Raw genomic sequence first — 23,979 nt, 5'->3', positions numbered from 1 at the left:
CAAAGCTGTAACACGACTGTCATATGACTGTTATATAGAGCGCGTAGATGGCTGCTGACGCTTTCACGTCATGTGTCTTTTACAATAGGGACTGGTACTCATGAATAAGATGATTTCCTCGACCGCAGCGCTTGCAATAGCAGCAGTCCTGTCGGTTTCAGCTGCAAACGCACGCGAACAGATTCAGGTTTCCGGCTCCTCCACCGTTCTGCCTTATGCAAAGATCGTTGGTGAAACATTTGGCGAAACCTATCCTAACTTCAAGACGCCGGTTATTGAATCGGGCGGCTCGGGCGCAGGTATCAAGGAGTTCTGCAAAGGCGTTGGTGAAAACACCATTGATATCGCCAATGCGTCGCGCGCCATGAAGGACAGCGAACTCAAATCTTGCATCGGTGCTGGCGTGAAGGACGTTCAGGAAGTCCGTTTCGGTTATGATGGTATCGTTTTTGCGACCGACGTAAATGGCCCGGATTGGAAGCTCACTCCGGTAGACCTTTATAAGGCACTTGCTGCGAAGGTTATCGTCGATGGCAAGCTTGTGGACAATCCAAACAGCAAATGGAACCAGGTCAATGCAGACCTGCCGGATTGGGACATTGCAGCCTATATTCCTGGCGAGAAGCACGGTACACGTGAAGTTTTTGAAGAAAAACTGCTGGCTGACGGTTGCAAAGCATCGGGCGCTCTTGAAGAAATCAAGAAGACTGGTCTCGATGACAAAGCTTCAGCTGCTGCCTGTATCGCTGTCCGTAAAGACGGCAAGGCTGTCGATATCGATGGCGATTACAGCGAAACGCTGGCTCGCATCGGTTCCAACAAGCAGGGCGTTGGCGTTTTCGGCCTCTACTTCTTCGAAAACAATGCTGACAAGCTCAAGGTTGCAACTGTTAATGGTGTGACGCCAACGGCTGAAACCGTTGCTTCGGGTGAATATCCGGTTTCGCGCCCGCTGTTCTTCTATGTAAAGAAGGCACATCTCGGCGTTATTCCGGGTCTTAAGGAATATGTAGATTTCTTCCTGTCCGAGCAGATGGTCGGCCCGGACGGCCCGCTTGCTGAATATGGTCTGGTGCCAGCTCCAGATGCAGAACGTGAAGCACAGCGCGCTTCCTTTACTGAAGGCAAGGTTATTGCTGTCAAGTAAGGTTTGATCTGTGGAACGTGGGGATCATTACACCCCGCGTTCTTTCTCTTTCGCGCGTGTTCTATAAGACAAGCGCATTCGCGTGGAAGCGGTTTGCTGCACATTTTGCAGTTCTGGCTGCTTTCGCATTTTTAGGGGCAACCGGGGAAATTGAATGTCCTTCTTTCTGGTTCTCGTCAGTGTCGTTGCAATCGGACTGATCGGATTTTTCATAGGTCGTCAGCGCGCCGTTGCAATTGATAAGGCGCAACCTGCCAAATCTGCAGGCTCAAGCGCAGAGAAAATGCATTCCCGCCCACTTTATCATGGTTGGTGGGTTTTCCTCGTTTCCGCATTGCCTGCTGTGCTTTTTCTGGCAGTCTGGGCAGTTGGCACATCCGTTTATCTGGATCACACCGCGACAGCACGCATGCCTGTCGCCGTTGAAGATGGTTCATATTCTGAGCGGAGTCTGCAGCTCAGCATGATCCGCAGTCTTTCTGATGGTATACAAAAGCTGACGCCGGCTGAAATCGGCAGTTTCCCGCAGACTTACAAGGAAGCGCGTGATGTTCTCGGCTCAAAAGGCGTGGCGCTTGCAACAGAAGGTCAGGACTATATGGTCCCGGTTGCTCTGTTCCTTGATAAAGCGAGTAAGGTTTCCCACACCGTTGGCAGCGCAATTGCCCTGGTTATTGCGGTTGCTGGCCTGATTTTCGGTCTTTCCGGCATCAAGCGCCGCACACGTGCACGCAACAATGTCGAGCGCATTGTTCTTTGGGGGTTGATCGCTGCATCCGGTATCGCAATTCTCACAACTATCGGCATCGTGTTCTCTGTTCTGTTCCAGACAGTGAGCTTCTTCCAGTCGGTTGCCCCGATGGACTTCTTCTTTGGGACGGTCTGGGACCCACGCTTTGCAGCTGCCGGTTCAGGTGGTGAAGTCGGACAGTTCGGGCTGATCCCCCTTTTGGCTGGCACACTTTACATTGCTTTTGTTGCCATGCTGTTTGCGGTGCCGGTCGGTCTTTTCTCGGCAATCTATATGGCCGAATATGCATCGCCGCGTGTTCGTACTGTCGTTAAGCCCGTGCTTGAACTTCTGGCTGGTATCCCCACTATTGTTTACGGTTTCTTCGCATTGATAACGGTTGGTCCGTTCCTGCGTGATCTTTCGGCTGCCATTGCTGGCGGTCAGGGTTTCATTATGGCGCAGAGTGTGCTGACTGCTGGCCTTGTAATGGGCGTGATGCTGATCCCATTTGTGTCATCGCTTTCCGACGACATTATAACAGCGGTTCCCGGTTCACTCCGCGATGGCTCACTTGGTCTTGGCGCAACGCGCTCTGAAACAATCAAACGTGTTGTTCTGCCAGCAGCCCTTCCGGGCATTGTCGGTGCATTACTGATGACGGCCTCGCGTGCGATTGGTGAAACCATGATTGTGGTTCTTGCAGCTGGCGTTGCAGCACGTCTCTCCGCCAATCCCTTTGAAGCAATGACGACGATTACTGTGAAAATTGTCAGTCAGCTCACGGGGGATCTTGAATTTGACTCGCCGCAGACGCTGGTTGCCTTTGCGTTGGGTATCACCCTCTTCGTTCTGACGCTGATTATGAACATCTTTGCGCTCTATATCGTCCGCAAGTACCGGGAGCAGTACGAATAATGTCCGATTCAACTCTCAATGCCGGCACGGCGGTACCAAAGCCCCAGCGCCGCGATATCGGGATCAAGCGTCGCTACGCTGCTGAACGTCGCTTCCGTCTCTATGGCGTGGTCGCCATTGCGATAGGTGTGTTCTTTCTATGCGCGCTTTTGTTTTCAGTTTTCTCGAAGGGCTATACAGCTTTCGGACAGACGACAATCTATTTGCCGGTCAAGCTTGACGCACAAGTTATCGATCCGGGCAATAAACTGGCAACAGATCCGAATGTGCTCATCACCGCCAATTATCCACTTCTGGTGCGTAACGCTTTGGCTGAAAAGCTCGGTGTTCCGACATCAAATCGAGCAGAAATGCGTGAAGTCGGACGCTTTTTCTCGGATGGTGTGCGTGTTCAGCTGCGCCAGATGGTGATGGATAATCCATCACTGATTGGCACAACGCAGATCGTTCCCGTACTCGCTGCCGCTGATATTGATTCTGCCTATAAGGGCCAGATCGATGTCGCAGTTCCGGAAGCAAACCGTAAGGTTTCGGACCGCCAGTTTGCCTGGATCAAGACCCTGACCGATGAAGGCATGATGAGGGAAGCTTTCAACTGGGGTCTTTTCACGAATGGCGCTTCGAGCCGTCCTGAAACCGCGGGTCTGGGTGTTGCGCTGGTTGGTTCTTTCTACATGATGATGATTGTGCTGGTGCTCGCCCTGCCAATCGGCGTGGCCGCTTCAATCTATCTTGAAGAATATGCCAAGAAGAACCGCCTGACTGACCTCATTGAAGTCAACATTAACAATCTCGCTGCTGTGCCATCGATTGTTTTCGGTTTGCTTGGGCTTGCGGTGTTCATCAATTTCTTCAATCTGCCGCGTTCGGCGTCTATCGTTGGTGGTCTGGTGCTGACACTGATGACGCTTCCAACCATCATCATTGCGACACGCTCTGCACTTCGTGCTGTGCCGCCATCAATTCGTTCTGCCGCGCTTGGTCTTGGCGCATCGAAAACGCAGATGGTGTTCCACCACGTGCTGCCACTCGCAGCCCCCGGCATTCTGACCGGAACGATTATCGGCCTTGCCCAAGCGCTGGGTGAAACCGCACCGCTACTACTGATCGGCATGGTGGCTTTCGTTGCCAATATGCCTGCAACCCCAATGGATCCTGCTACGGCTCTGCCTGTGCAGATTTTCATGTGGGCTAATGAAGCCGAGCGTGCCTTTGTAGAACGGACATCAGGCGCTATTATCGTCTTGCTCCTGTTCCTGGCAGTTATGAACATTGCAGCAATTATTCTGCGCCGCCGCTTTGAGCGCCGCTGGTAAACGGGAGAGAAATGATGAATCTCATGACCGAAAGATCTCTCGAAAAAGCCGTAGGAGAAAAAATGAACACCAACGCCCCTTCGATCAAAATGCGTGGCGACAAGGTCTGTGTGTTCTATGGCGAAAAACAGGCTCTGTTTGAAGTCGATCTGGACGTACCGGAAAAGATGGTGACAGCATTGATCGGCCCTTCTGGTTGTGGCAAATCCACCTTCCTTCGTTCGCTCAACCGGATGAACGATACAATCGAAGGCTGTCGTATCACCGGCAAGATTACGCTCGACAATGAAGACATCTATGATCCGAAGATTGATGTCGTTGAACTGCGGGCCCGCGTTGGTATGGTGTTCCAAAAGCCAAACCCATTTCCAAAATCCATTTTTGAAAACGTGGCCTATGGCCCACGTATTCATGGACTGGCTCGTAATAAGACAGACCTCGAAGAAATCGTTGTCACAAGCCTGAAGAAGGCCAGTCTTTTTGAAGAGGTGAAGGATCGCCTGCACGATGCTGGAACCGGCCTGTCCGGCGGTCAGCAGCAACGTCTGTGCATTGCGCGTGCGATTGCGGTCAGCCCTGAAGTGATCCTCATGGATGAACCTTGCTCGGCACTCGATCCGATTGCAACGGCCAAGGTCGAAGAGCTGATCGACGAGCTGCGTCAGAACTATACCATCGTCATCGTGACCCACTCGATGCAGCAGGCTGCACGTGTTTCACAGCGTACCGCCATGTTCCATCTGGGCAATCTGGTGGAAGTTGGCGACACCGACGTGATGTTCACAGCGCCGACAGAAAAGCGCACGCAGGACTACATCACTGGTCGTTTTGGCTAAACAATATTTTGGCAAAGGCGCGAACCGACGGTGGTTCCGCTTCCTGCATTTTTAATCAGAGGTCCATCATGGCGTCTCAGCATACTGTTAGCGCATACGACGAAGAACTTCAGTTCCTAACCCACAAGATTGCCGAAATGGGCGGTCATGCGGAACGCATGGTCGAGCAATCTGTTGCGGCGATTGTCAATGCCGACAACGCATTGGCGCAGCGGGTTATCTCCGACGATCTCATCCTCGATGCAAGCGAGCGCGAGATTGATGACAAGGCCGTAATGATCATCGCCAAGCGTCAGCCAATGGCGGTTGATTTGCGGGAAATCATTGGCTCCATCCGTATTTCAGCCGATCTGGAGCGTGTAGGGGATCTCGGCAAGAATATTGCCAAGCGCGTTGCCGCCGTTTCGGAATCGCGTCAACCGGGCAAGCTTTACCGGGGACTTGAAACCTTGGCAGAGCTTGCTCTGACGCAGCTCAAAGACGTTCTCGACGCCTATGCGACACGTTCAGTCCAGCAGATCAATATCGTCCGCGATCGTGACGATGAAATCGACGCGATGTACACGTCGCTGTTTCGCGAACTTCTGACCTATATGATGGAAGACCCGCGTAACATTTCGGCCTGCACGCATCTTCTGTTCTGCGCCAAGAACATAGAGCGTATTGGCGACCATGCCACCAATATTGCTGAAACGGTCTATTACATTGTGACTGGCCTTCAAATGCCTGCAGAACGCCCGAAAGAAGATCTGAGCCACGGTATTGTCGTGGATGAGGCTCGTAAATCCTGAACGCATGGCTTGCTGTAACCATCCAGTGAGCCATTGGAATATGTAAAAAAGCGCGGCGGCACGCGGTCGAACGGGGGAATTGCATGTGCCACCAGGCTTAACTCTATAGGAAACACTGCATGTCACAGGCACCCAAGATTGCTGTGGTTGAAGACGAAGAAGCGTTGAGCGTGCTGTTGCGCTATAACCTCGAAGCCGAGGGATATCACGTCGATACGATATTGCGCGGCGATGAAGCAGAGATTGCGCTGCGTGAAAACGTGCCGGACCTTCTTATTCTCGATTGGATGTTGCCCGGGGTTTCGGGCATCGAGCTATGCCGCCGCTTGCGTCAATGGCCAGAAACCGAGCGGCTGCCGGTGATCATGCTGACGGCGCGCGGCGAAGAAAGCGAGCGCGTTCGGGGCTTGAGTGTTGGTGCCGATGATTATGTGGTGAAGCCTTTTTCGACACCGGAACTGCTGGCGCGCGTCAAAGCCATGCTGCGTCGTGCCAATCCGAGTGTTCTCTCGCATGTGCTTAAAGTTGGCGAGCTTGTGCTCGACCGTCAGCAGCATCGTGTTTATCGCAAGGAAAAAGAAATTCGTCTTGGACCGACAGAGTTCCGTTTACTCGAATATTTCATGATGTCTCCGGGACGGGTCTTTTCGCGCAGTCAGCTATTGGATGGCGTCTGGGGACCGGATATTTATGTTGATGACCGCACCGTCGATGTCCATGTGGGGCGTCTGCGCAAGGCAATCAATATTGGCCGTACACTCGATCCGATCCGCACGGTTCGCGGTGCAGGCTATTCATTTGGGTGATCATTTAGGATTATTCGAAGCTTGATGATGGTCCGTTGCCTGACTGGCGGCGGGCTTTTTTCTATTGGAAAACTCATTCCGATTCGTAATTTTTAAGGGAAAACGGTTCCATAATCACACATGTCACACGATGTTACAGATTATTTCACAAAGTTGACCAAAGGTAAGCAGGTTCTTGTATGCGAAATTATTTCTGGTTTTTTCATAGTCGATTTCTGAGGCTTAGTAGGATGTTAAAGCTTTAACGAATTAAGGCAGTCATATGGTGCGTATCGTATGGTAAATGAATCGCGTGTAATCAACAGCTTATGAGTTTTGAATAAATACTTTAACTATTTATTAATAATTTAGAATGGCTTAGCACATAAGGGTAAGCGGAGATTCGAGTTGCTGAAGCTGTGTTTTCCGCAATAACTCCGATTTTGAAATATGATTTTTTGCCTTGTTTTTGCCTAAAAATCCGCAATCCTTGCACGGCAAGAAGATTAGCAAGACGTTTGAATTTTAGTTTTCGTTCGATTTGGCTTGAACGCCAGCCTGATGTAGCGGCTTTTTTTGAAGTGCTTTCAAGAAGTGAAATCAGACTGGATCAATTAAGGGTCGTAATGATGCAAATTAAGAGATTGAGCCTTTGACGCGCGCTTCCACAAAGAAACCATTGGTTATTCTGGGTTTGCTCGCGGCACCATTTTTGGTGGCGGGTTGCACGACGACCAGTGGTACGACCAAGACAAAAACCGAAAAGACGGCGGCCAGCCACGTCAAGACGGTCAATGGCGTCAAGACTTTCACATACACCGCCAGAGACAGGGAATGCCTCGAGCGTGCGATGTTCTTTGAATCGAACCGTTCGAGTCCTGATGGTCTGATGGCCGTTGGTACGGTGGTTATGAACCGCCTCGCATCAGGGAGCTATCCGGATACGATTTGCGGCGTTGTCGGTCAGAAGAACCAGTTCGCTCCCGGCGTTCTGACCCGTAAAATGAATTCAAAGGCTCTGCCGGATGTTCAGGCTGCAGCCGATGCTGTGCTTAAGGGTAAGCGCCATCCGTCCCTGAAGAACTCGATGTTCTTCCATACCGCGGGGCTCAAATTCCCTTATAATAACATGCACTATGTCCTGGTCGCCGGTGGAAATTCTTTCTACGAAAAGCGTGGTCGTGACGGTGAATTGCAGAACCCGGTTCCCCAGACGCCTTACAATCTCGCTTACGTATCAACGCCACAGTCGCCCTCTATGCCTGAAGGACCGTTTTATAACGTGACGACACAGCAGGATGGGACTGTTCCAGAGGCTCAGCCAACGGTACAGGTCGCTTTGGCTGAAGCTGCAAAGACCAACGAGGCACAGCAAAACGGTGGTGTCGGTCCACAGGCGCGTGGTGATCGACTGGCGACACTTCCTGTGAAACCTGCTGAAAAGCCTGGTCTGATGCAGGTTGCAAGTTATCAGCCGACTTTTGGTGAAACAGCGCCATCTGTACAGAATGTGTCACTGGGATATGCTGCCGACAAGAAGCATGTAGATGCCATAGGCGCAATGCTTCTCGCGCAGGAACGCCCGGAATCGCCGCTCTGAGAATTCTGTTGAACGAGAAATTGAAAAGCGCCCTTGAGAGGGCGCTTTTTTCATTTCACAGGCACTGCTACCGGAACGGGCTGATAAATTACCATCGGCCTGTCGTAGAAATCAGCTCTGTTCTGCCATTCGCGACGATCTGCGCGGCGGTCGAGATCAAGCCGCATCAGGCAATTCGCAAATGCGTCCGATTTCTGTTTAAAACCGTAGCCGCGACAAGCCTGTTCGTCGGCGGCGCGGCGTTGTTCTGGTGTCATGGTCTGACAACCAGCAAGCAGGCCAGCCACACCGAGGATAATAAGCACGCTTTTCTTCATAGCCGTTGCTCTCATTGAATAAAAGTTTCAATCGACCGCGATTTGAATATAGCGCAGTGGCGTGAAAAAGCGCAGTGAAATTAAGCCATTTTTCCTGGCACGTTCTGAAAAGTGCGAAGCAGTTTTCAGACAAGATTTGCGCCCAAAAGGAGTTAAGGCGCTTATCTGATGCAATTAGATTGAAAAGCGCTCTAAACTGCCACTGATTCTTTCAAACACGAGGCTTGCAGCCATATGGCACATGACAATAATGCTCCCGTCATCGATCCGGTAAAACTCGAACGTCTGGCCGAAGTTGCCGTGCGCGTCGGGCTGCAATTGCGGGAGGGGCAGGATCTGGTCATCACGGCACCTGTCGTGGCCCTGCCGCTGGTGCGTCTGATCGCAAAACACGCCTATAAGGCCGGAGCAGGCGTTGTAACGCCATTTTTCTCCGATGATGCAATCGCGCTGGCACGGTATGAAAATGCGTCGGATGAGAGTTTTGATCGCGCCGCTGGCTGGCTCTATGAAGGTATGGCCAAGGCTTATGCCAATGGTGCAGCACGTCTGGCTATCGCTGCCGACAATCCAATGCTGTTGTCTGCCCAAGACCCTGCAAAGGTTTCACGCGCCAACCGCGCTAATTCGAAAGCCTACCAGCCAGCGCTGGAAAAGATTGCCGGTTTCGACATCAACTGGAATATAGTTTCCTATCCTAACCCGGAATGGGCGAAGCTGATGTTCCCCGATGATGCAGAAGATGTTGCGACCCGCAAATTGGCCGATGCGATTTTTGCAGCCTCCCGCGTCGATGTCGCCGATCCGGTTGGTGCATGGGCTGCACATAACGCCGCATTGCGAACCCGCACGCGCTTCCTGAATGGTAAGGCTTACAGCGCGCTGCATTTCAAGGGACCGGGCACAGACTTGACGGTTGGTCTTGCCGATGGCCATGAATGGCATGGTGGTGCCTCCACCGCCAAGAATGGCATTACCTGCAACCCGAATATCCCGACCGAAGAAGTCTTCACTACACCACATGCGCTGCGCGTTGAGGGCTATGTATCGAGCACCAAGCCGCTGTCGCATCAGGGTACGCTGATCGATAATATCTCCGTGCGCTTTGAAGGCGGACGCATTGTCGAAGCCAGGGCCAGCCGTGGCGAAGAGGTGCTGAACAAAGTTCTGGATACCGACGAGGGCGCACGTCGTCTCGGTGAAGTCGCACTTGTTCCGCATTCCTCGCCAATTTCGCAGAGTGGGCTTCTGTTCTATAACACGTTGTTTGATGAAAATGCGGCCAGCCACATCGCGCTCGGCCAGTGCTATTCGAAATGTTTTGTTGATGGTGCAAATCTGTCGCCGGAACAGATCAAAGCGCAGGGCGGCAATTCAAGCCTTATCCACATCGACTGGATGATCGGTTCCGACAAGATCGATGTTGATGGCATCAACGCGGATGGCAGCAGCGAGCCTGTCATGCGCGGCGGCGAATGGGCCAAATGATTGTTTCAAATGAAAAGCCCGGCTTTAAGCCGGGCTTTTTAAGGTCCTCAAGGCACCAAAATCAGTTCTTTTCCTGAACGTGGGCTTCCAGGAACCACAGCGCCTTGTCCAAGCTTCGCGATGCCGCAGTGAAGATATCCGCAGTGGTATCGTCGCCTGCCTCATCGGCATCTTTGATTGACTGACGCACGAGGTTGGCAACATCACCATAGCGTTCGATCAGTGCTGCCAAATGATCGTGTACAGCATAGATATCGGTCGGATAGGCCTTGAGTTTGGAATCTTTCGCGACAACCTGTGTCGTGCCATAGGCTGTACCGCCAAGTTGCACAGCGCGCTCCGCAATCGTGTCCACATGATCGTCGAGATCACTACGGAATGTATCAAGCAATTCATGCACCGCGATAAACTGCGGACCCTTGAGGTTCCAGTGCGCCTGTTTGGTGATGAGGGCAAGATCAATGGTCGCTGCCAGATTTTCATTCAGCAGTGCTATCATCGTAGTCTTGGTATTGGAGGGAAGGTCGTTGCGGGTTGCATGCATCGACTTCTTGGACATTTGATCCTCATATCCTTTGCACGATCCGACTCATCTATCAGTGACTGATATATCCCTGAGTGAAAGCAGATTAGCTTTCTTAAACCGCCCCCGCCGGATCTCCATATAAGGCCGGTTTGGATAGGGTCATTGAATTCACCCCCACATCCAGTTTTAAAACGCTTGTCTCAGCAATTTGTTCCCGCAAGCTCCGTTAAATTTTCATCATTTCATGTGTTTTGCTTGTCGCAGGACGATTTCTGATTTACCCGATGGCTCATGAAGATACTTGCCCTCGATACCGCCTCTTCCTGGTGTGCTGCCGCAGTCTATGATTCTGGCAATGATACGGTTCTAGCTGAAGTTAGCCAGAATATCGGCAAGGGCCATGCCGAAGTCCTGATGGACTATATAGAGCAGGCAATGACGCAGTCCGGAATTACTATGGCTGATCTTGATCGTGTTGCCGTCAATGTTGGTCCCGGTTCCTTTACCGGCGTGCGGATTGGCGTGTCGGCTGCACGTGGTTTTGCACTCGCGCTTGGCTGTCCGGCTATTGGAGTGAGTGCGTTTGATGCGCTTGCATCGGACGTGACAGTCAGCCATCCCGGTCAGCCTGTTCTGGTTCTGCTGGAAGCGCATCGCGGCGAGATTTATGCTCAAGCCTTTGGTGCTGACGCAGTGGCCGTAACGGGTCCGATGGTGCTCGCGCGTGAGGAAGCGCTGGCGCTTATTCAGCGACAGCCTTCCGACACGGTTCTGGTGGGGTCGGCTGCTATGGCACTCAATGACACTCTTGCAGCTTCTTTCAGTGTTGCGCGCGTTGAGCCGACAGCACGTATCGGTACTTATGCAAAGATCGCAGCCTTGCATGAGCCGGGGGAGGCACCAAAGCCGCTTTACATGCGAGGCCCTGATGTGAAGCCACAGTCGGGTTTTGCACTGCCGCGCAAGGCGGGTGAGGAATAGCGTCATGATGAGCTTTGTGCTTGGGCGCTTTGGCCGTAGACCCGTTTCGATTGAGCCGCTGTGCGTACAGGATAGTGGCGAAATTCAGCGTATTCATGTGCTGGCTTTTCATCATGGCTGGAGTTCGGATGATTTCCGTTCGCTCATTGCACAGGATTCGGTATTTGGCTTTGTTGCGAGACCCGAGGGCAAGCCCGGCGAGGCTTGCGGCTTTGTCTTGGCGAGACTGGTCGCGGGCGAGGCGGAAATTCTGACGATTGCGGTTTCCGATGAGGTGCGCAAACAAGGTGTTGGTCGCTCGTTGATGGATGCGGTGCTGCGTTATCTTTATCAGGAACGCGCAGATACGCTGTTTCTGGAAGTCGATGAAAACAATGTCGCGGCACTGGCTCTTTATCGTCGGATGGGTTTCAACAAGGTTGGTGATCGCCCCGCCTATTACGAAACGGCGAATGGCCGCTCATCAGCTTTCATTCTGCGACGCGATCTGGTGAAGCCAAAATGATTAGTGTGATCCGTATCATTCTGGTTGTTGCGGCTATGGTGACGCTCAGCCTTTCGCTTATTCCCGTGCAATATGTGTTTCTTAAACTCAAAAACACATGGAAGCGTCGTCTGCCGAATTTTTTCCATCGCATTGTTGCACGTCTGTTTGGTTTTCGGATCACGGTTGTCGGTGAAATGCCGGAAGGTCGGCCACTGCTGTTGGTAGCCAATCACAGCTCATGGAGCGATATCGTCGTTCTTTCGGCGACCGGGCAGGTGTCTTTCATCGCCAAGTCCGAAGTTAAAAGCTGGCCGGTATTTGGTTTCTTTGCTGTACTGCAGCGAACAGTTTTTGTCGAGCGAGAACGGCGCGGCAAGACTGGCGAACAAACCTCCGACATTGCCAGGCGTCTGGCTGATGGCGATGCCATGGTGCTGTTTCCTGAAGGCACCACATCAGATGGCAATCGTGTACTGCCATTCAAAACCGCCCTGTTTGGAGCAGCGCACGCAGCAATCCGCGAGGCAGGTGTGCCGGAGGTGATCGTTCAGCCTGTCGCGATAGCCTATACCGGCGTGCATGGCATGGCGATGGGCCGTTATCATCGCCCGATTGCCTCATGGCCCGGCGATGTGCAGCTGATACCGCATCTCAAAGGTATTTTGCGAGAAGGTGCGATTGATGTTGAAATACGTTTTGGTGAGCCGATTGTGGTGAGCGCCGAGACGGATCGCAAAGCGCTCGCCCGTACAATGGAAAGCCGTGTGAGGGCACTGTTGCAGACCTCGCTGCTCGGGCGTGAAATCGCTGAGGATTAAGAGCGTAAGTTTGTCGCCTTCCAAAGCGGCGATAAAAACGCTAGATAGCCGCGCATGAGCGAAAATATGACCGATATCAAGACAAACCCGGATGGCAGCAACACACGTAAGGTCTTTGTGAAGACTTATGGTTGCCAGATGAATGTCTATGACAGTCAGCGCATGGCCGACAGCCTTGCCGCTGAGGGCTATGTTGCGACAGACACGCCTGATGATGCCGATCTGGTTCTGCTCAATACGTGCCATATTCGTGAAAAGGCATCGGAAAAGCTTTATTCAGCGCTGGGTCGCCTGCGCAAGATGAAGGATGCCCGCGGACCAAATGGCAAGGAATTGACTATTGGCGTTGCCGGTTGCGTGGCACAGGCCGAAGGTCAGGAAATTCTGCGCCGTGCGCCCAATGTCGATCTGGTGATCGGGCCGCAGACCTATCATCGTCTGCCAAGTGCGCTTGCGCGTGTGCGTGGCGGCGAAAAGGTCGTCGAAACTGAATACGCGATCGAAGACAAATTCGAGCATCTGCCAGCACCAAGGCGCGAAGAAACCCGCAAGCGCGGTGTTTCTGCGTTTCTTACGGTACAGGAAGGTTGCGACAAATTCTGCACATTCTGCGTGGTGCCTTATACACGTGGCTCGGAAGTTTCGCGCAGTGTTGCGCAGATCGTGGCCGAGGCCGAACGCCTTGCTGAGAGCGGCGTGCGCGAACTGACCCTTTTGGGCCAGAACGTCAATGCATGGCATGGCGAAGGCGATGATGGCCGCGAATGGGGGCTTGGCGAACTTCTGTTCCGTCTTGCACGCATTCCCGGTGTGGCGCGTCTGCGTTATACGACCAGCCATCCGCGTGACATGGATGATACGCTGATCGCAGCGCATCGCGATCTTCGTCAGCTGATGCCTTATCTGCATCTGCCGGTTCAGGCGGGTTCAGATCGTATCCTCAAGGCGATGAACCGTCGCCACAAGGCTGATGAATATGTCCGCCTCGTCGAGCGTATCCGGGAAGTGCGCCCGGATATGGCGCTATCGGGTGATTTTATCGTCGGCTTCCCCGGTGAAACCGATCAGGATTTTGAAGATACAATGCGTTTGGTGCGTGAAGTGCATTATGCGCAGGCCTATTCATTCAAATATTCCCCGCGCCCCGGCACGCCGGGTGCCGACCTTCCCGATTACGTCGAAGAATCGGTCAAGGATGAGCGCCTTCAACGCCTTCAGGCTCTGCTCAACGAACAGCAATATGCGTTTCAGGATTCGCTGGTCGGTCGTGAAATGGATGTTCTTCTGGAAAAGAAGGGCCGTTTTGAGCGCCAGATGGTTGGCCGTTCACCATGGCTTTTGCCAGCAATCATCGATAACAATGAAGATCAGGTCGGTGAAATCATCCGCGTAAAAATTACGGGGACTGGTACCAATAGTCTTATTGCGCAAAAGCTCGTCTAAGCGCATGATGTTGTTCAGGCAGTAGTCGCGGTGTCTCGAGTTTCGTACCGAACGTTCTGCCGGTACTGCGATTGCAATGCGTGAACCTTTGGGAGATGCGTTTGAGCGCTACGGAAAAACTTAAGCCTGCCAAGCCAACCATCCATACGCAAACAAACACAATTTCAAGCTCGGCTGCGAGTTCTGCAACAAGCGCCGCATCCGGGGCCTCCGATATGGCCCATATCGTCCTCACATTCGACAATAACCGCCTTGCCAGTGCGCTTTACGGCCAATTTGATGAGAATCTGGCACGAATTGAGCAGAAGCTTGGTGTCGATGTACGCTCGAAGGGCAATCAGCTTTCGATTCGTGGAGAACCCACCGCCACCGAACAGGCGCGGCGTGCGTTGGACAACCTCTATGAAACTCTGCAGAAGGGCCATGAACTTGGACCGTCGGATGTTGATGGCGCGCTTCGCATGGCGATTGCTGCGGATGATCAGCTGACGCTGCCAACCCTTGAAAACAAGGGCAGGCTTTCGTCAGCGCAGATATCCACTCGCAAGAAGACGATCTTCGCCCGCACACCGGTTCAGGACGCCTATATGCGTGCGCTTGAACGCTCGGAGCTGGTGTTTGGCGTTGGTCCAGCGGGTACGGGTAAAACTTATCTGGCGGTTGCCCATGCAGCGATGCTGCTTGAGCGCGGTCTTGTCGAGCGCATCATTCTGTCTCGTCCGGCTGTGGAAGCGGGTGAGCGTCTGGGCTTTCTGCCGGGCGACATGAAGGAAAAGGTCGATCCCTATCTGCGTCCGCTTTATGATGCGCTTTACGACATGATGCCTGCGGAAAAGGTTGAACGCGCCATTACCGCTGGCGTGATCGAAATCGCACCGCTTGCTTTTATGCGTGGTCGGACACTGGCCCATTCAGCAGTGATTCTTGACGAAGCACAGAACACGACATCCATGCAGATGAAAATGTTCCTGACCCGTCTTGGGGAAGGTTCGCGGATGATGGTTAATGGCGATCCAAGCCAGATCGATCTTCCGCCGGGCCAGAAATCTGGTCTTGTTGAGGCGCTTCGTGTTCTTGAGGGCGTGGATTCCGTTGTCAAGGTGCGTTTTACCGAGAAAGACGTGGTCCGTCATCCGCTGGTGGCTGCAATTGTTGGTGCTTACGACAATGATGCTAAAAAGCATGCGCGGTCAGAATAATTAAAAATTATTCTTGTAATCCCGTAGAATAATGACGATCTAAAAATAATACGTCCGCTTTTTAGCGGACGCTTCTTTAAATAGCTGGAAGGATAGAGCGGCTGTTTCATCGCAAGCCGCAGTAGAAGTGTCAGATAACGCGATCCAAATCGATATTATGATCGAAGCCGGCAACTGGCCGGAAGAAACGGTCCTTGAAGGGCTTGTGCAACGCTCCGTAGAGGCAGCCTGGAATAATCTCGAGCTTCAACCGGCTGAGAGCGAATTGAGTCTGGTTTTTACAGACGATGCTTCAATCCGTAAGATTAATGCAGAGTGGCGTAACAAGGACAAAGCGACCAATGTGCTGTCCTTCCCGGCTTATCCTGTAAAGGCTGGCGAGCAGCCTGGCCCGATGCTTGGCGATATCATCATTGCGCGGGAAACCGTGGAACGCGAAGCGCTCGAAGAGGGCAAGCCGTTCGATAACCATCTGACACATCTCGTGGTGCATGGCTTTTTGCATCTTTTGGGTTACGATCACGAAACTGAGGAGGAGGCCGAGGAGATGGAACGCCGTGAGCGCGAAATCCTTCATGCTCTTGCCATCCCTGACCCTTATGCTGTATCCGATTCAAACGTTGAAACAGATTGATCATGGCTGACCAAAACAATTCCTCGACCGCTGGCGATAGCCGAAGCGACACACAAGACACTGAGGGGCAAAGTACGCAGCGCTCGCAATCGAGCGAAAAGCGTTCTCTTCTGGCAAATATTTTTCCCTTCATGCGTTCGCGCCAGCCGTCTTCCTTGCGCGAAGATTTGGCTGATGCACTTTCAAGCACTGAAAGCGAGCAGGATTCTGCTTTCTCGCCTGAAGAAAAGGCGATGCTCCATAACATTCTGCGCCTGCGTGAGATCCGCGTCGAAGACGTGATGATCCCCCGTGCAGATGTCGTGGCGGTTGAAATCTCGACCCCGCTTTGGGAAGTGCTTGAACTGTTCGAAAGTTCGGGCCATTCCCGCATGCCAGTCTATGCCGAAACGCTGGATGATCCGCGCGGCATGATCCATATCCGCGACGTGCTCAATTATATTACGCAGCAAGCCCGTCAGAAGGCAGCCGATGCAAGTGCTGCGAGCTTCGACATGGGCCGGATCGATCTCACTAGAGAGATCGGTGAGCTTAATCTCATGCGTAAAGTGTTGTTCGTGCCACCATCGATGATGGCGAGCGGCCTCATGGCACGGATGCAGGCAGCCCATATTCAGATGGCACTTGTTATTGACGAATATGGCGGCACTGATGGTCTTGCCTCGCTCGAAGACATTGTTGAAATGGTCGTCGGCGACATTGAAGATGAGCATGACGACGAAGAAATCATGATCTCCGAGGAAGCCAACGGTGTTTTCGTTGTTGACGCCCGTGCTGATCTTGAAGAAATGGCTCAAAAAATAGGCCCATCTTTTGAAGTGGGCGAGCATGGCGAAGATGTGGACACGGTCGGGGGGCTGATCTTTTCGGTTCTCGGACGCATTCCTGTTCGTGGCGAAGTGGTGCAGGCTATTCCGGGATATGAGTTTCATGTGCTGGAAGTTGATCCGCGCCGCGTGAAGCGGGTGCGTATTGTACCGCTTTCCGAAGCAGATAGTCACAATAAGCTACAGGGTGGCATTACGCCGGCCATCGACAATAATATCTCCGGAGTGATCAAAGAGGGCTGATGTTCGAGGGGCTTGCGGGGAAGATAGCAGCTTTCAGTGGCTGGCGCCGTGCGCTGGTCGCTTTTCTCAGTGGTGCTGTTGCGACGCTCACACAGCCACCTTTTGATATTTTTATCGCAGGTTTTGTAACTTTCCCATTTTTGGTCTGGCTGATTGATGGCGCGGTTCCGGATAAAGAAAAAGGCCCAATAAGGCGCTTTTTTCCGGCCGGACTGATCGGCTGGTGGTTTGGGTTTGGTTATTTTGTGTCCGGTCTGTGGTGGATTGGAACAGCGCTGCTTGTTGATGCAGAACAATTTGCCTGGGCTATACCACTCGCGGTTCTCGGCCTTCCAGCCTTTCTGGCTGTTTTTTATGGTTTAGCCGCGATGATTGCGCGGCTTTTCTGGTCCGGTGGAATAGGGCGTATTTTCGCAATGGCGCTCGGCTTCGGTTTGACCGAATGGCTACGAACATTTGTTTTCACGGGTTTCCCATGGAATGCGCTTGGATATGCGCTCATGCCGACACCGATGATGATGCAATCGGTGGAGATTGTAGGCCTCATTGGTATGAGCGCATTTGCAGCACTTGTGTTTTCAGCACCTGCGTTGCTCAGTGGTGGTCGTTTTGCAAAGACTGGCCTTGGCTTGGCAGTTGTTCTCGTCGCCACCCATATTGGCTTTGGGGCATGGGTTCTGTCGAATGCGCCGGCGCTCGATACCGACCGTACAACGCTTTCTCTCCGTATTGTGCAGCCATCCATTGCACAGAGCCTGAAGTGGGACAACAATGAGCGACGCGCGATATTCGATAAGTTTATCGCGATGACGCAACAGGCACCGGCAGAGGGTGCGCCGAGGCCAGATGTGGTGATTTGGCCGGAAACGGCCGTTCCCTATATTCTTTCATCGACGCCGGAGGCTCTTAAACGTATTGCCGATGTTGTTGGAGATGATCAGGTGCTGTTGACGGGCGCTGTGCGAGAAGAACTCGTGCCGCGCCGTGACCCACGCTATTACAACTCGATTTTAACGATTAATGGCGACGGTAAAATCGTAGATTATACCGATAAGGTCCATCTGGTTCCATTCGGAGAATATCTGCCGTTCGAACGTTTTTTGCGCAGTTGGGGCTTGCACGAAGTTGTCGAAATGCCTGGGGGCTTTACCGCCGCCAAGGCGCGCCATGCAATCAATGTCATGGAAGGGCAAACCTTCCTGCCGCTGATTTGTTATGAAGCAATTTTCCCTGATGAACTATCCTATACTGGACGCAAGGTGACCGCGATTGTGAATGTCACCAATGATGCATGGTATGGCGACACTCCCGGACCTTATCAGCATTTCCGACAGGCGCAGGTACGATCGGTGGAGCAGGGGCTTCCCCTCGTTCGTGCTGCCAATAATGGAGTATCTGCAGTAGTAGATGCTTATGGACGAATCATCCAGGAGTTACCTCTTGACGCAGTAGGCGTAATTGATGCTTATTTACCTGAAGAGCGTGTGCCATTTTGGGGCAGTGCGCCAACCGGAAAACAGGCTCTTATAATTCTATTGTTATTATTCACCATATGCGTGTGGTTGAGGTTGTCTTTCCACAAGCGTGTTCATTGACATGGCATTTTTGTTAAGTTGTTATACTCGGGCGGCGACGGTTTCATCAGAAAACCTGTCTGACTACCTCCCACAATGATTTTTATCTCTGTTCAGCTGAACAGACCATGAATGAAAGCTCGCGGTCGCGAGGAGTGAAACTGTATGATTGAGAATAAGAAGAAGCCCAACCCCATCGATGTGCATGTGGGCAGCCGCATTCGTCTTCGCCGCAATATGTTGGGCCTCAGTCAGGAAAAATTAGGCGAAAGCCTGGGCATTACTTTCCAGCAGATTCAGAAATATGAAAAAGGCACCAACCGTGTTGGCGCCAGCCGTCTTCAGGCGATCTCATCTATTTTGACCGTTCCAGTGTCCTTCTTTTTCGAGGATGCACCGGGTGCATCTGCAACCACTCAGGCGGGCTTTGCCGAAGATAATGAAGCAACTTATGTTGTTGACTTCCTTAATTCCAATGAGGGTGTTCAGCTTACCCGTGCATTCACCAAGATTTCGGACCCAAAAGTTCGTCGTAAGATCATCGATCTTGTGAAATCGCTTGCCGCAGAAGGCGAGTAACGCAAGTTTTGCTCGCAAAAAGGCCTGCGGGAAGGATTTTTTCCGGCAGCACGGTGTCGCAGCAAGAATATGCATTGACGATTTAATCCCAATTTCGCTAACACAATGCCGTGCCCGGACCATAATAAACGGTTCCGGGCGCTACTGTGTTTCCTAGGCGGACAAGCGGTCCGTTGGATTTTCAAGAGGGGTTACCCGTGTCGCGCAGTTCTTATCTCTTCACCAGCGAATCGGTGTCTGAAGGTCATCCGGACAAGGTTTGCGATCGTATTTCCGATGAAATCGTAGACATGATCTATAAGGAAGCGCGCCGTACGGGCGTAGACCCTTGGTCTGTTCGCGTTGCATGCGAAACGCTTGCCACCACCAATCGTGTGGTCATCGCCGGCGAAGTGCGTGTGCCTGATACTTTCCTGAAGAAGAATAAGGATGGCACTGTCGCGCAAGACGCGGCGGGGCATCCGCTGATCAATCCATCGCGTTTTCGTTCGGCGGCGCGTAAGGCGATCCGCGAAATCGGTTATGAGCAGGACGGCTTTAATTGGCGTACTGTGAAGATTGATGTACTTCTGCATCCGCAGTCTGCCGATATTGCGCAGGGCGTGGATAATGCTTCCGACCGTCAGGGCGAAGAAGGAGCAGGCGATCAGGGCATCATGTTCGGCTATGCGTGCCGCGAAACGCCTGATCTCATGCCAGCGCCGATCTATTATTCGCACAAGATTCTCGAAAAGCTTGCCGAAGCCCGGCACAAAGGTGAGGGTGATCCGGGCAAGCTTGGTCCAGATGCCAAGAGCCAGGTGACCGTGCGCTACGAGAATGGGGAGGCTGCGGAAGTAACCCAGATCGTTCTTTCCACGCAGCATCTGGATGCGAGCTGGGATTCTAAAAAGGTTCGGTCCGTTGTCGAACCTTATATCCGTGAAGCACTTGGTGATCTGCCGATTGCTGCAAATTGTAATTGGTATATAAACCCAACCGGAAAATTCGTTATTGGTGGTCCAGACGGTGACGCTGGCCTGACAGGCCGCAAGATCATCGTGGATACTTATGGCGGTGCTGCCCCACATGGTGGTGGCGCGTTTTCGGGCAAGGATACAACCAAGGTTGACCGTTCCGCAGCTTATGCTGCGCGCTATCTTGCCAAGAATGTGGTTGCGGCCAATCTTGCAGACCGTTGCACGATCCAGCTTTCCTACGCTATTGGCGTCGCCCAGCCATTGTCGGTCTATGTGGACCTGCATGGCACTGGAAAAGTGGATGAATCGGCGGTTGAAGAAGCCCTGCGCAAGGTCATGGACCTGTCACCAACCGGCATTCGCAAACATCTCGATCTCAATAAGCCGATCTATGCCAAGACATCGTCTTACGGTCACTTTGGCCGCAAGCCGGGTCGTGATGGTTCTTTCTCATGGGAAAAAACTGATCTCACCAAGGCATTGAAAAGCGCCCTTTCAGCGTGACTGTTTTAAATGAACGATGAAAATCATCCCGTACGTGCGGCCGGAAATTTTTTTGGCCGCCGTCATGGCAAGCCACTGCGTCCACACCAGAATAATCTGTTTGAGGATTTGCTGCCGCGCCTGAAACTTGACCTCGATACACCCGCACCACAGGACCTGCGGACGTTGTTTGATGCGTCGGTTGAAAATGTGCGTATGGAAATTGGTTTCGGTGGGGGAGAGCATCTCTATCATGAAAGTGGACGCTATCCGCAGTCGGGATTTATTGGTGTTGAGCCTTTCGTAAATGGTATGGCGAAGATGCTGGCCGCCCTTCATGAAGGCCCACGAACGAATCTTCGTCTCTATGACGAAGATGCGACCGATGTACTGGAGTGGTTACCGGATGCATCGCTTTCTGGAATTGATCTGTTTTATCCCGATCCGTGGCACAAACGTCGTCACTGGAAGCGGCGTTTTGTGAGCGAGGCCAATTTGGATCGTTTCGCACGTTTGCTGAAGCCGGGTGCGAAGTTCCGTTTTGCATCCGACATCGAGCATTATGTCAATTGGACGCTGCAGCATTGCCGTAGACATTCGGCTTTTGAATGGCAGGCGGAAGGCCCGAGTGACTGGAATGATGCTTATGACGGTTGGCCAGGTACGCGCTACGAAGCCAAAGCCTTCCGTGAAGGACGCCGCGCTGCATATCTGACATTTATCAGGCTTTGATCTTCGCGTAATTGCGGTCTTGAAAAATTGCGTGTCGGATGGTATATAAGTCTCAAATTCTTGGTCGTTTGAACAAGAGTGGGTCCTCCCGGACCCGCTCTTTTTTGTTACCTGCGACTCAGTAAAGAAGGTTTATCGAGTGAGCGAACACGAACACGCAGTTGAAGCCGTAACCGCAGATGAGCGTATCATTCGCGAAACGGGCATCGATGCAAAAATAGCAGGCATTGTGGAGCCGGTAATCAATACGCTGGGTTTCCGCCTTGTGCGTGTGCGTCTTTCCGGTCTCAATGGACAGACATTGCAGATCATGGCTGAGCGGCCCGATGGCACGATGACTGTTGAAGATTGCGAATTGTTGAGCCGCACAGTGGCTCCTGTTCTTGATGTCGAAGATCCGGTGAGTGGTAAGTATCATTTGGAGATTTCGTCGCCGGGCATCGACCGGCCGATGGTTCGCAAATCCGATTTTACCGATTGGGCCGGACATATCGCCAAGGTGGAAACTTCGATTGTGCATGAAGGTCGCAAGAAGTTCCGTGGTCGCATCGTGGTGGGTGAGGCCGATGCAATTGTGCTTGAAAGCGATCAGATTTCCTATGGTAACGAGCCGGTTGTTCGGATTCCATTCGATCTGATTTCTGATGCCCGTCTGGTTCTGACCGATGATCTCATTCGTGATGCATTGCGGAAGGATAAGGCTCTGCGCGAAGGCCGAATTCCCGGAGATGAGCTGGGCGACGGTTTGACCGAAGATATTCAGGATGACGTCTCGACGGAATCCGAAACAGAAAAGAAATAAGTTTCAAAGTGAGTTTCAGGCATCCGGCTCTCAAAGAAGAACGGATGCGTCACCAAGGAGAGACCTATGGCAGTCAGTGCAAACAGGCTGGAACTTCTGCAGATCGCCGACGCGGTTGCACGCGAGAAGTCGATTGACCGCGAGATTGTTCTCTCGGCAATGGCCGATGCTATCCAGAAGGCCGCGCGTTCGCGCTATGGTCAGGAAAGCAATATCCGCGCCGACATCAATGCGAAATCCGGCGAGATCAAGCTTCAACGTCTGCTGGAAGTTGTCGAGACTGTCGAAGATTACTCCACACAGATTTCGCTGTTTACTGCGCGCGATCGTAATCCAGATGCGCAGATTGGCGACTTTATCGCTGATCAGCTGCCACCGATGGATTTTGGCCGTATCGCTGCCCAGTCTGCCAAGCAGGTTATCGTGCAGAAGGTGCGCGAGGCCGAGCGTGATCGTCAGTATGATGAATTCAAAGATCGCGTTGGCGAGATCGTCAATGGTACTGTCAAGCGCGTGGAATATGGCAATGTGATCGTTGATCTAGGCCGTGGCGAAGCGATCGTGCGTCGCGATGAACTGATCCCGCGTGAAGCATTCCGCTATGGTGATCGCATTCGCGCATATGTTTACGATGTTCGTCGCGAACAGCGTGGGCCGCAGGTTTTCCTGTCACGTACCCATCCATCTTTCATGGCGAAGCTTTTCAACATGGAAGTACCGGAAATTTACGACGGCATTATCGAAATCAAGTCTGTCGCCCGTGACCCGGGCTCGCGTGCAAAGATCGCCGTTGTCTCGCGTGATGCATCGATTGACCCGGTCGGCGCCTGTGTTGGTATGCGTGGTTCGCGCGTTCAGGCTGTTGTCGCCGAATTGCAGGGTGAAAAAATCGATATTATTCCGTGGTCGCCGGATGCTGCTTCCTTCATTGTCAATGCGCTCCAGCCTGCTGAAGTTGCGAAGGTTGTTCTTGATGAAGATGCGGAACGTATTGAAGTTGTCGTTCCGAATGACCAACTATCATTGGCAATCGGTCGTCGCGGTCAGAATGTACGTCTGGCATCGCAGCTGACTGGCTGGGATATCGACATCCTCACAGAAGATGAAGAATCCGATCGCCGTCAGAAAGAATTCGCTGAACGTTCGAACCTCTTTATGGAAGCACTCAACGTTGACGAAATGGTTGGTCAGGTTCTGGCTTCGGAAGGTTTTGCCTCGGTTGAGGAAATTGCTTACGTTGAACCAGGTGAAATCGCTTCCATTGATGGCTTCGATGACGATACTGCCGGTGAAATTCAGGAGCGTGCTCGTGAATTCCTGGATCGTATCGAAAACGAGCAGGATGAGCGTCGTAAGGAACTCGGCGTTGAAGATGAGCTTCGCGAACTTCCGGGTCTTACCACCGCAATGCTTGTTGCTGTCGGTGAAGATGGCGTGAAGAACATTGAAGACTTTGCCGGTTATGCGGTTGACGACCTTGTTGGCTGGCGTGAACGCAAGGATGGTGAAACCATCACACATACCGGTCTTCTTTCTTCGTTTGATGTTTCCCGTGTTGATGCGGAGCAGATGATCCTGACCGCACGTTTGAAAGCGGGCTGGATTACAGAAGACGAACTGGTTGCGGTTGAAACCGATGCAGACGCTGAAGCTGGTGGCGAAGAAGCCGCTTCTTAACTGAACAGAGGGGCCGCGCCGTGTTTGCTTGATGCAAATTAGGCGTAGATGGTGCGGCTCTGGAGCGCGTCCCGAAAGTGCGAAGCG

22 protein-coding genes and 1 pseudogene are annotated in these 23,979 nt (G+C 52.5%); 21 read left to right on the top strand and 2 right to left on the bottom strand.

Translation table 11 applies throughout. The features are described 5' to 3' along the window. The first annotated feature begins 100 nt into the window (after nucleotides 1–100). From H5024_RS01255 to H5024_RS01225, 7 genes are all read left to right on the top strand, one after another. On the top strand, nucleotides 101–1,147 hold the full coding sequence (locus H5024_RS01255; RefSeq protein ID WP_187543661.1) for a substrate-binding domain-containing protein: 1,047 nt from the start codon (nucleotides 101–103) through the stop codon (nucleotides 1,145–1,147). A gap of 154 nt (nucleotides 1,148–1,301) precedes the next feature. Continuing rightward, nucleotides 1,302–2,795 carry a phosphate ABC transporter permease subunit PstC gene (pstC, locus tag H5024_RS01250; protein ID WP_187543660.1) on the top strand — a complete coding sequence of 498 codons (1,494 nt, stop codon included), beginning with the start codon at nucleotides 1,302–1,304 and terminating at the stop codon, nucleotides 2,793–2,795. After that, nucleotides 2,795–4,111: a phosphate ABC transporter permease PstA gene (gene pstA / locus H5024_RS01245; RefSeq protein WP_187543659.1), complete on the top strand. Its 1,317-nt coding sequence runs from the start codon at nucleotides 2,795–2,797 to the stop codon at nucleotides 4,109–4,111. Before pstC ends, pstA begins: the two co-directional genes overlap by 1 nt. Nucleotides 4,112–4,173: 62 nt before the next feature. Next, nucleotides 4,174–4,947, top strand: a complete 774-nt coding sequence (gene pstB, locus H5024_RS01240) for a phosphate ABC transporter ATP-binding protein PstB (protein ID WP_247875197.1) — start codon at nucleotides 4,174–4,176, stop codon at nucleotides 4,945–4,947. 68 nt (nucleotides 4,948–5,015) lie between these two features. Further along, nucleotides 5,016–5,738, top strand: a complete 723-nt coding sequence (phoU, locus tag H5024_RS01235) for a phosphate signaling complex protein PhoU (RefSeq protein ID WP_187543658.1) — start codon at nucleotides 5,016–5,018, stop codon at nucleotides 5,736–5,738. A gap of 119 nt (nucleotides 5,739–5,857) precedes the next feature. Beyond that, nucleotides 5,858–6,544: a phosphate regulon transcriptional regulator PhoB gene (gene phoB, locus H5024_RS01230; RefSeq protein ID WP_187543657.1), complete on the top strand. Its 687-nt coding sequence runs from the start codon at nucleotides 5,858–5,860 to the stop codon at nucleotides 6,542–6,544. 631 nt (nucleotides 6,545–7,175) lie between these two features. Beyond that, the gene (locus tag H5024_RS01225; RefSeq protein WP_187543656.1) at nucleotides 7,176–8,123 is read left to right on the top strand and encodes a cell wall hydrolase; all 948 of its coding nucleotides are present in this window, start codon (nucleotides 7,176–7,178) and stop codon (nucleotides 8,121–8,123) included. Between the two features lie 50 nt (nucleotides 8,124–8,173). Here H5024_RS01225 and H5024_RS01220 read toward each other — a convergent pair whose 3' ends face one another. Further along, nucleotides 8,174–8,440 (bottom strand): hypothetical protein, encoded by a 267-nt coding sequence (locus tag H5024_RS01220; protein ID WP_187543655.1) that lies wholly within the window; start codon nucleotides 8,438–8,440, stop codon nucleotides 8,174–8,176. A gap of 234 nt (nucleotides 8,441–8,674) precedes the next feature. Between H5024_RS01220 and H5024_RS01215 the strand changes: the two genes are divergently transcribed. After that, nucleotides 8,675–9,928 carry an aminopeptidase gene (locus H5024_RS01215; protein ID WP_187543654.1) on the top strand — a complete coding sequence of 418 codons (1,254 nt, stop codon included), beginning with the start codon at nucleotides 8,675–8,677 and terminating at the stop codon, nucleotides 9,926–9,928. Between the two features lie 61 nt (nucleotides 9,929–9,989). Here the strand turns inward: H5024_RS01215 and dps are convergent, their stop codons facing one another. Next, on the bottom strand, nucleotides 9,990–10,487 hold the full coding sequence (dps, locus tag H5024_RS01210; RefSeq protein WP_187543653.1) for a DNA starvation/stationary phase protection protein Dps: 498 nt from the start codon (nucleotides 10,485–10,487) through the stop codon (nucleotides 9,990–9,992). Between the two features lie 258 nt (nucleotides 10,488–10,745). Here dps and tsaB point away from each other — a divergent pair, with 258 nt between their 5' ends. The 13 genes and pseudogenes from tsaB (at nucleotide 10,746) to nusA (ending at nucleotide 23,892) form a co-directional block, all read left to right on the top strand. After that, complete coding sequence (gene tsaB, locus H5024_RS01205) at nucleotides 10,746–11,435, top strand: tRNA (adenosine(37)-N6)-threonylcarbamoyltransferase complex dimerization subunit type 1 TsaB (RefSeq protein WP_187543652.1); 690 nt, start codon at nucleotides 10,746–10,748, stop codon at nucleotides 11,433–11,435. A gap of 4 nt (nucleotides 11,436–11,439) precedes the next feature. Next, on the top strand, nucleotides 11,440–11,940 hold the full coding sequence (gene rimI / locus H5024_RS01200) for a ribosomal protein S18-alanine N-acetyltransferase (protein WP_187543651.1): 501 nt from the start codon (nucleotides 11,440–11,442) through the stop codon (nucleotides 11,938–11,940). Next, nucleotides 11,937–12,740: a 1-acyl-sn-glycerol-3-phosphate acyltransferase gene (locus H5024_RS01195; protein WP_187543650.1), complete on the top strand. Its 804-nt coding sequence runs from the start codon at nucleotides 11,937–11,939 to the stop codon at nucleotides 12,738–12,740. Before rimI ends, H5024_RS01195 begins: the two co-directional genes overlap by 4 nt. Nucleotides 12,741–12,794: 54 nt before the next feature. Then, on the top strand, nucleotides 12,795–14,183 hold the full coding sequence (gene miaB, locus H5024_RS01190; protein WP_187543649.1) for a tRNA (N6-isopentenyl adenosine(37)-C2)-methylthiotransferase MiaB: 1,389 nt from the start codon (nucleotides 12,795–12,797) through the stop codon (nucleotides 14,181–14,183). A gap of 101 nt (nucleotides 14,184–14,284) precedes the next feature. Then, entirely contained in the window at nucleotides 14,285–15,382 is a 1,098-nt protein-coding gene (locus H5024_RS01185) for a PhoH family protein (RefSeq protein WP_187543648.1), read from the top strand. Between the two features lie 127 nt (nucleotides 15,383–15,509). After that, a complete protein-coding gene (ybeY, locus tag H5024_RS01180) occupies nucleotides 15,510–16,016 on the top strand; it encodes an rRNA maturation RNase YbeY (protein ID WP_187543647.1) in 507 nt (168 codons plus the stop codon). 2 nt (nucleotides 16,017–16,018) lie between these two features. Further along, nucleotides 16,019–17,011: pseudogene (locus tag H5024_RS01175) on the top strand (hemolysin family protein); the annotation flags it as partial. A 74-nt stretch (nucleotides 17,012–17,085) separates the two neighbouring features. After that, nucleotides 17,086–18,681 (top strand): apolipoprotein N-acyltransferase, encoded by a 1,596-nt coding sequence (lnt, locus tag H5024_RS01170; protein ID WP_187543646.1) that lies wholly within the window; start codon nucleotides 17,086–17,088, stop codon nucleotides 18,679–18,681. Nucleotides 18,682–18,825: 144 nt separating this feature from the next. Next, nucleotides 18,826–19,239: a helix-turn-helix domain-containing protein gene (locus tag H5024_RS01165; protein WP_187543645.1), complete on the top strand. Its 414-nt coding sequence runs from the start codon at nucleotides 18,826–18,828 to the stop codon at nucleotides 19,237–19,239. Nucleotides 19,240–19,436: 197 nt separating this feature from the next. After that, nucleotides 19,437–20,702, top strand: coding sequence for a methionine adenosyltransferase (metK, locus tag H5024_RS01160; protein ID WP_187543644.1), 1,266 nt, complete (start codon nucleotides 19,437–19,439; stop codon nucleotides 20,700–20,702). Between the two features lie 9 nt (nucleotides 20,703–20,711). Beyond that, entirely contained in the window at nucleotides 20,712–21,413 is a 702-nt protein-coding gene (locus tag H5024_RS01155; protein ID WP_187543643.1) for a tRNA (guanosine(46)-N(7))-methyltransferase TrmB, read from the top strand. 139 nt (nucleotides 21,414–21,552) lie between these two features. Further along, nucleotides 21,553–22,215 carry a ribosome maturation factor RimP gene (gene rimP, locus H5024_RS01150; protein WP_187543642.1) on the top strand — a complete coding sequence of 221 codons (663 nt, stop codon included), beginning with the start codon at nucleotides 21,553–21,555 and terminating at the stop codon, nucleotides 22,213–22,215. A 66-nt stretch (nucleotides 22,216–22,281) separates the two neighbouring features. Next, complete coding sequence (gene nusA / locus H5024_RS01145) at nucleotides 22,282–23,892, top strand: transcription termination factor NusA (protein ID WP_187543641.1); 1,611 nt, start codon at nucleotides 22,282–22,284, stop codon at nucleotides 23,890–23,892. Nucleotides 23,893–23,979 lie beyond the last annotated feature (87 nt).

Origin of the sequence: Ochrobactrum sp. Marseille-Q0166, assembly GCF_014397025.1 — a bacterium.
Taxonomy (GTDB): domain Bacteria; phylum Pseudomonadota; class Alphaproteobacteria; order Rhizobiales; family Rhizobiaceae; genus Brucella.
This window is presented reverse-complemented; position numbering and strand designations above follow the sequence as displayed.